The sequence below is a fragment of the Actinomadura kijaniata NBRC 14229 genome, from assembly GCF_001552175.1.
In the GTDB taxonomy this organism is placed as follows: Bacteria; Actinomycetota; Actinomycetes; order Streptosporangiales; family Streptosporangiaceae; genus Spirillospora; species Spirillospora kijaniata.
In genome coordinates this window covers 1-7,534 of sequence record NZ_BCQR01000281.1, presented here as the reverse complement: position 1 = coordinate 7,534, position 7,534 = coordinate 1, and the positions used below count along the sequence as shown (strand labels likewise).

Sequence of the window (7,534 nt, the reverse complement as noted above, 5' to 3'; positions counted from 1 at the left end):
GAGCCCGGCCGCACCCCGGCGACCCGGACCCGTGCGCCGCCGTCGCGCCCGTCGTGGCCGCCGGGGGCCAGCCACAGGCCGACGCCGCCGTGCCGGCCGTTCAGGCGCCGCTGGTGGTCGGCGTAGTCCTCGGCCGAGTAGTAGCGCGCCCAGCGGTCGCCCAGCCGGCGCAGCATCGCCTCCACGGCCCGGCGGTCCATCCCGCCGCGCGCGGCGGCGGCGATCCGTTGGGCGGGGTCCTCGGGGGCGTCCCCGGCGGCCACGGCCCCGGGCCCGGCGCCGCCGTGGTCGCCGCGGCCCCCGCCGAGCATCCCGTAGCCGTAGGCGAGCAGCACGACGACGGCGACGGCCGCCCCGCGCAGCACACGACCGGTGGCCCGGAACATACGGGCCAGTTTAGGTCGCGGCGCGCGGGACGGCCGGGGAAGTGCGAGGACGGTCCGTCCGAACCGCGGCGATCCAGACGTTCGCGGTCAGACCTTGAGGTACCGCCGCAGCGTCAGGAACGAGGCCCCGGCGCACAGCAGCACGCCGACGCACATCGAGAAGATGATGATCCCGATCACCGAGCCCCAGCCCAGCTCCAGCGCGAACTGCAGTGACTCCTGGAGCCGGTCGATCAGGAAGATCTTCGAGCCGACCAGCAGGAACGCCGCGAACACGCCGCCGATCAGGCCGGCGATCGCGCCCTCCAGGATGAACGGCATCTGGATGTAGAGGTTGGACGCGCCGACCAGCCGCATGATGCCGGTCTCCCGGCGGCGGTTGAACGCCGACAGCCGCACCGTGTTGCCGACCAGCAGCACCGCGGCGACCACCTGGATCAGGGCGACCACCAGCGCGGCCCACTGCAGGCCGTCCAGGATCCGGAAGAACTTCTTCAGGATGTCCTGCTCGTTGATCACCTGGTCGACGCCGGGCCGGCCGCGCACGCTCTTGGCGACCTCCTCGAACCGCTGCGGGTCCTTCAGCTGGACCCGGAACGAGTCGGGGATGTCACCGGGCTTGGTGGAGTTGACGAAGCTCGGGCTGTTGGAGAACCGCTGCTGGAAGCGCTTGTAGGCCGCGTCGCGGTTCTCGTACTCGACCTTGGCGACCTGCGGGTTCTTCTCCAGCTGGGCCTTCAGCTCATCGCGCTGCTGCTCGGTGACGTCGCTCTTGCCGCATGCCGCGTTGGAGCTGGTCTTGGCGCACAGGAAGATCGAGACCTCGATGCGGTCGTTCCAGTAGCTCTGCGACTTGTCGACCTGCGCCTTGATCAGCAGACCGGTGCCGAAGAGTGCCATGGCGATGGCGACGGTGATGACGAGGGAGATCGTCATCGTGAGGTTCCGGCGGAGACCGATCCAGATCTCCTGGAGTACGAACTGTGCGCGCATGCCTCGCTGTCCTTGATCGCCTGTGCCCGCGGGGAGCCGGTTCCGGTGCAGGTCCTGCCATCCGTCCGGATCGCAACCGCTGTACCGAATCCAAATGGATTACACGGTATATGCCGTACGTCCCGGTCAGCGCCGACGGTTCGGCGGCGGCCGGGACGCGAGCGTCTAGTACGCCTGGCCGTACACGCCGCGGGACTGGTCGCGGACGACCCGCCCGTCCTCCAGCTCGACGACGCGCTTGCGGAACGCGTCGACGATCGCGGCGTCGTGCGTGGCCATGACGACGGTGGTCCCGGTCCGGTTGATCCGGTCCAGGACCTTCATGATGCCGATCGAGGTGGCCGGGTCGATGTTCCCGGTGGGCTCGTCGGCCAGCAGGATCATCGGACGGTTGACGAACGCGCGCGCGATCGCCACGCGCTGCTGCTCGCCACCGGACAGCTCGTGCGGCATCCGGTGCGCCTTGCCCTCCAGGCCCACCAGGTCCACGACCTCGGGCACCACCTTCTGGATGAACCGGCGGGGCTTGCCGATCACCTCCAGGGCGAAGGCGACGTTCTCGAAGACGTTCTTGTTGGGAAGCAGCCGGAAGTCCTGGAACACGCAGCCGATGCGGCGGCGCAGGTGCGGCACCTTCCAGTTGCTCAGCCGGGAGAGGTCCTTGCCCGCCACGTGCACGTGACCCTGGCTCGGACGCTCCTCCTTGAGGATCAGTCGCAGGAAGGTCGACTTACCGGACCCGGAGGGACCCACCAGGAACAGGAACTCGCCCTTCTCGATGGCGACGTTCACGTGCTGGAGGGCCGGACGGTTCTGGTTCTTGTAGACCTTGGTGACGTTGTCGAAATGGATCACGGCTGCATCACGGCGGTTCAGTCTAGGGGTTTCGTGGCGCGACGTCGCGGGTGTCCACGGACGGGTCCGCGGTCCCGAGCCGCCGCCGAGGCTCCTCGGCCCTTGGGACCAACAGGCCTTTGGAGCACTATAGAGGGGGTGGTCGAATGCCTCGGCCAGGCGTGACCGGGGCCCGGGGCCGCGCACCGCCCATGACGGCGGCGCGTTCGCCCGGATCCGTCCACGCTGTCGCCTGCCATCCTCCGCCTCCCGGCGTCCGGCCGGTTCGTACCGTCGTGCGCCCGGCCTTGCGGGAACGACCATACAGTCCGGCTACGCTGGATGATGGCGAAAGATGCCCAATAGGCCGCCCGTCACCATAGGTAGGCACACCGTCACCCAGACCGTCCACACCGTCACCGGAGATCGGAGCACCTGAGGAATGAGCTGCGACCACCTGATCTGCGCCCGGTGCTCCCATCCGGTCTCCGAGGGCCGCTGCCCCACCTGCCGCGCCGCCCACGCCGAACTCCACGGCCACGGCTCGATCCCGCCCGCGCTGGTGCTGGCGGGCCTGGTCGCACTGCTGTTCGCGCTGCTGGTGCTGCGCCAGCTCGCCCTCTAGACCGGATCCGCCGTCCCGGCCGCCGTCCTCTCAGTTCTTGAGCGGCGGCGTCGTGGCGCGGGCGAAGGTGCCGGAGCGGGCCAGGACGCGGGCCTTGCGCTGCTCCTCACCCTTCCTGACCTTCAGCGGGTCCAGGGCCGCGAACTGCAACGTCTCGAACGTGTGGAGCTCGTTGCCCTTGACCGTGCCGTCCAGCAGGTGCTCCACCTCGGACGGGATGGGCGGCTTGGCCGTCCGGTCCCGGGGGTTCCGGACCGTGTAGGAGCTGTTGCGGGACAGGGAGTACAGCACCAGGGAGTCGCCGTGCTCGGCCCGCAGCGAGAAGATCGGGAACGGCGTCGCCACCATCACCGTCTGGAGCCTCAGCTCCTTCGACCGGGCCTTCCGCTCGGCCTTCCGCGCCTGCTGGTGGTATTCGGTGGTCGACCAGCCGGTCTCCATCACGAGGGCGGCGATGCTCCCGGCGCCCTCGGTGGCCAGCGTCGCCTGGATCCCGGGCACCTCGCGGGGACGGATCAGCACCGAGGTGTCGGTGGTGAACATCGCGCCGGCGTAGCCCTCGGCGTCCACCGGCACCTTGGGCAGCCTCGTCCTGGGCTTCGGCTCGGTGACCAGGCTGAGCTTCCACCGGTCGCTCACCGAACGCTTGGTGAACGCCATGTAGACGATCCTGCCGTCGTCCTTGCCGCGCTCCCTGCGGGTGGTCTCCGCCACGAACCACTGCGGGTACTTCTCCACGCCGATCCGCGGCACGTACAGCTTCGGCCTGTCGTACTCGTAACGCTTGACGGGATCGCCGTCGAACGCCGCCCGGCGGTACTCGGCCGCCGTCAGCTGCGCCTGCCCGTCGGTGGCCCAGGCCAGGGCGAGACGCTCGTCCCCGGCGGCGCGGGCGACGTCGTCGTTGGCGGCGTGGGCGCGGAACTCGCGCTCGGCGACCTTCGGGGTCAGCGGCTCGGGCGCGGGTGTGAAGGTCGGCAGCGGGGAGGGCCTGGCCTCGGGCTTGCGGTCGGCGCACGCCGCCGTGACCGTCCCCAGCGGGACGAGCGCCACCAGCACGGCGGCCGCCAGCGTTCTCCTGTGCACGTCGTCCCCGTCCCGTTCCCTCCGGCATGGCCCTGGCGATGTCGGCCCCGTCGATGCGCGGCCGTTCGATGTTCGGCCATGTCGCCCCGTGATTGTGCCATCCCCAGGGTGTTGACGGTCGCTCGGGCACTGCCCCTTCGGCGATAAGCTCTGATACGTGGCAGGTATCGAGGCAGAAGAACAGCTCAAGGAGCTCGGCTCGACCCTGTCCGGCATCGAGCAGGTGCTGGACCTGGACACGATGCGGAGCGAGATCGCCGAGCTTCGCGAGCAGTCGGCCGACCCGGATCTGTGGAGCGACCAGGAGCGCGCCCAGACGGTGACGCGCCGCCTGTCGTACCTGGAGGCCGAGCTGGGGCGCGTCGAGGGGCTGCGCAAGCAGCTGGACGACGTGTCCACGCTGTACGAGATGGCCGCCGAGATGGACGACGAGGAGACCCGCGTCGAGGCCGACGAGGAGCTGGAGACGCTGCGCAAGGCGGTCCAGCAGCTCGAGGTCCGCACGCTGATGTCGGGCGAGTACGACTCGCGCGAGGCGCTGGTCACCATCAACGCGCAGGCGGGCGGCATCGACGCGGCCGACTGGGCGCAGCAGCTCCAGCGGATGTACCTGCGCTGGGCCGAGCGGCACGGCTACCCGACGGAGGTCTACGAGACCTCCTACGCCGAAGAGGCCGGGATCAAGTCGACCACCTTCACGGTGAAGGCCCCCTACGCCTACGGCACGCTGCGCGGCGAGCACGGCACGCACCGGCTGGTGCGCATCTCGCCGTTCGACAACCAGAACCGCCGGCAGACCTCGTTCGCGGGCGTGGACGTGGTGCCGGTGGTGGAGCAGAGCGACCACGTCGACATCGACGAGTCGGAGCTGCGCATCGACGTGTACCGGTCGTCCGGTCCGGGCGGCCAGGGCGTCAACACCACCGACTCGGCGGTGCGGATCACCCACATCCCGACCGGCATCGTGGTCTCCTGCCAGAACGAGCGCAGCCAGCTCCAGAACAAGGCCACCGCGATGGGCGTGCTCCAGGCCAAGCTGCTGGAGCGCAAGCGGCAGGAGGAGGCCGAGAAGATCTCCTCGCTGCGCGGCGAGTCCACCACCAGCTGGGGCACCCAGATCCGCAACTACGTCCTCCAGCCGTACCAGATGGTCAAGGACCAGCGGACCGGCGTCGAGGTCGGCAACCCCAGCTCGGTGCTGGACGGCGACATCGACGAGTTCATCGAGGCCGAGATCCGCTGGATGCGGCAGCAGGAGCACCAGGACGCCTGAGCCCACCCGGAGAAGGCATAGCGGTCATTCCGGATTCGCAGGGTGACCATTCGGTCACCCTGCGATGATGAGGGGGAAACCGCCGCACCGCCTCTCCACCCGGGGGCTCACATGTCCGCACGTCCCGTCCCGGCCGCGCGACGGCCGTTCCCCACCCGCGCGCCGCTCGCCGCGGGGCTGGCCGTGGGCCTGGTCACGGTGTCGGGGGCCTGCGGCGGCTCCGGATCCGCCGAGCCCCCCGCCCTGACCCGGGACGAGGCCCGCGCGGTGCTGGGGCGTTACGAGGCCGCCGCCGGGCAGGCGGGGCAACGGCTGGACGCCACCGCCCTGTCCGCCGTGGAGACCGACCCGCAGCTCACCATGGACACCGCGGCGGTGCGGCTGCGCCGCGCGGTCGGGCAGCGGCCCGGCCCGCTGAAGTTCACCTCCACGGCGTTCTACATCCCCCGGGTCGCGGGCCACCCGCGCTGGTTCGCCGTGGACGCGGTGACGGGCTCGGGACGGCAGGCGCTCCGGCACGCGCTGCTGTTCACGCAGGCCAGCGCGGGCGGCCCCTGGCTGCTGGCGGCCGACCCCTACCCCGGCGACGCCGTCCTGCGGAACGTCGAACTCGACGACGACGCCTACGCCGTGGCCGTCCCGCCGGACGCGCCCGGCCTCGCCGTCGCCCCCGGCCGGATCGCCGCCGCGCACGCCGCGCTGCTGACCGGCGGCCCGCAGGCCCCCGGCGCCACCGCGCTGGCCCCCGGCCCCCGGACCGACCAGGCCCACACCGCCCTCCGGCAGGGCGTCGCCGCGCTCGGCAAGCGCGGCATCACGTTCACCTCGACGTTCGCCCCCGCCGCCATCCCGGTCCACGCGCTGCGCACCAGGGACGGCGGCGCGGTGGTCTGGTACGCCCTCCGCCAGAACGAGGCCTACTCCAGCGCGAAGAAGGGCAGACTGACGGTGTCGGGCGACCTCACCGGTCTCATCCCGGCCAGATCCGTGAAGAACCGCATGACCACCACCGTCCTGATCCAGTACCTGGCCGCGATCCCTCCGAAGGGCAAGGCGCACGTGACCGGCATGTACCGCAAGGCCGTCTCCGCCAGCCCCTCCTGACCCCCGCCGGGCGGCGGTGCGGTCCCGCTACTTCCTGACCGCTGCAGCGGGACCGCACCGCCCCTGGTGGGCTGTATTTAATGGCCTTTCGGCCCGAACCCCTCGCCCAGGGGCTCGGGAACCGACCGAAAAGCAGGCGAGCGCTGCATCGCTTCGCGATCTTCCGCAGGGGGCCTCGCCTCCGGCATCAGCCCCCTGCCTCAGCCTCCGGACGCGCTCGCGTGCGTGGCCGGGGCCATCCCACCAGGAGAACCTGCCTGACCTCACCACCGCGCGGCCGCCGTCCGTCGGCACTCCTCGCGTGCTCGGTCGGGGCCAGCCCGCAAGGAGAACCCGCCCAACCTCACCACCGCACGGTCACCGTCCGTCGATACCCCTCGCGTGCTCGGTCGGGGCCGGCCCGTTAGGCGAACGCCCCCAGGCCCGCCCCGGCACAGCCGTCGTCGGGGGCGATGGCGCCGTGGCCCTTGTCGTCGTCGAACCACCGGACGCCGCCTTCGCGATCGTGTGGCCGCGGTCGTCGCTCAGGGGGTGTGGGCCAGTACTTCGGAGATCGGGCGGTCGGCTCCTCGGCGGATGGGGGTCGCGGTCAGGGCCGCCACCACCAGGAGGGTCGCGGGGACCACGGCCAGCAGCCAGGGGACGGGGACGTCCGCTCCCTCCCGGTCGCCGCCCAGGGCCAGGGCCGCCGTGTGGACCAGCAGGCCCAGGGGGACGCCCGCGAGGGCCGCGACGGTGGCGGGGAGGAGCTGGGCCGCCGCCAGGCCCGAGGTCACCTGGCGGGGCGTGGCGCCCAGGGCGCGGGTGAGGGCGGCGGTGCGGGTCGAGTCCAGGGCCGTCGCCCACGCGGTGAGGATCGCGTTCACCGCCGCCAGGAGCAGGAGCCCCACGCACAGCGCGAGGACGACCTGGCTGACGCGTTCGGTGACGGGGTTGCCCGCGCCGGGGACGAAGTCGGGGCCGACCGCGCCGGCGTCCTTGCGGGCCACGTCGCGGTTGAGGGCCAGGGCCGCCACGACCATCGCGACCGTGACCGCCGTGCTCGCCGCGGCCAGGACCGTGCGGCGGGGGCGGCGGGCGGCGGTGCGCACGCCCAGCAGCAGCGGGACGGGGAGGCGGGCCGAGGCCCTCATCGCCCAGGCGGCCAGGAACGAGCGCCGGGGCGCGCGGACCGGGTCGCCGAGGGCGCGGGCGGTGGGCGTCCGGGCCCCGCGCAGGGCGGGGAACGCGGTC

The 7,534-nt window shown here is 71.9% G+C and carries 7 protein-coding genes and 1 pseudogene; 3 read left to right on the top strand and 5 right to left on the bottom strand.

Annotated elements, in window-relative coordinates; translation table 11 throughout:
• From AKI01S_RS47340 to ftsE, 3 genes and pseudogenes are all read right to left on the bottom strand, one after another.
• A pseudogene (locus tag AKI01S_RS47340) lies at positions 1 to 386 on the bottom strand (S41 family peptidase); the annotation flags it as partial.
• A gap of 87 nt (positions 387 to 473) precedes the next feature.
• A complete protein-coding gene (ftsX, locus tag AKI01S_RS47335) occupies positions 474 to 1,379 on the bottom strand; it encodes a permease-like cell division protein FtsX (RefSeq protein ID WP_174567483.1) in 906 nt (301 codons plus the stop codon).
• Positions 1,380 to 1,544: 165 nt separating this feature from the next.
• Complete coding sequence (ftsE, locus tag AKI01S_RS47330; protein WP_067833349.1) at positions 1,545 to 2,234, bottom strand: cell division ATP-binding protein FtsE; 690 nt, start codon at positions 2,232 to 2,234, stop codon at positions 1,545 to 1,547.
• 421 nt (positions 2,235 to 2,655) lie between these two features.
• Between ftsE and AKI01S_RS47325 the strand changes: the two genes are divergently transcribed.
• The gene (locus AKI01S_RS47325; protein WP_067833346.1) at positions 2,656 to 2,838 is read left to right on the top strand and encodes a hypothetical protein; all 183 of its coding nucleotides are present in this window, start codon (positions 2,656 to 2,658) and stop codon (positions 2,836 to 2,838) included.
• A gap of 30 nt (positions 2,839 to 2,868) precedes the next feature.
• Here the strand turns inward: AKI01S_RS47325 and AKI01S_RS47320 are convergent, their stop codons facing one another.
• Positions 2,869 to 3,924 (bottom strand): DUF8094 domain-containing protein, encoded by a 1,056-nt coding sequence (locus AKI01S_RS47320; protein ID WP_067833340.1) that lies wholly within the window; start codon positions 3,922 to 3,924, stop codon positions 2,869 to 2,871.
• 157 nt (positions 3,925 to 4,081) lie between these two features.
• Between AKI01S_RS47320 and prfB the strand changes: the two genes are divergently transcribed.
• Both prfB and AKI01S_RS47310 read left to right on the top strand, forming a co-directional pair.
• On the top strand, positions 4,082 to 5,197 hold the full coding sequence (gene prfB / locus AKI01S_RS47315; protein WP_084000951.1) for a peptide chain release factor 2: 1,116 nt from the start codon (positions 4,082 to 4,084) through the stop codon (positions 5,195 to 5,197).
• A gap of 111 nt (positions 5,198 to 5,308) precedes the next feature.
• Complete coding sequence (locus AKI01S_RS47310) at positions 5,309 to 6,301, top strand: DUF8094 domain-containing protein (protein ID WP_067833333.1); 993 nt, start codon at positions 5,309 to 5,311, stop codon at positions 6,299 to 6,301.
• 524 nt (positions 6,302 to 6,825) lie between these two features.
• Here the strand turns inward: AKI01S_RS47310 and AKI01S_RS47305 are convergent.
• A partial coding sequence (locus AKI01S_RS47305) for an FtsX-like permease family protein (protein WP_157420700.1) occupies positions 6,826 to 7,534 on the bottom strand: 709 nt, incomplete at its 5' end.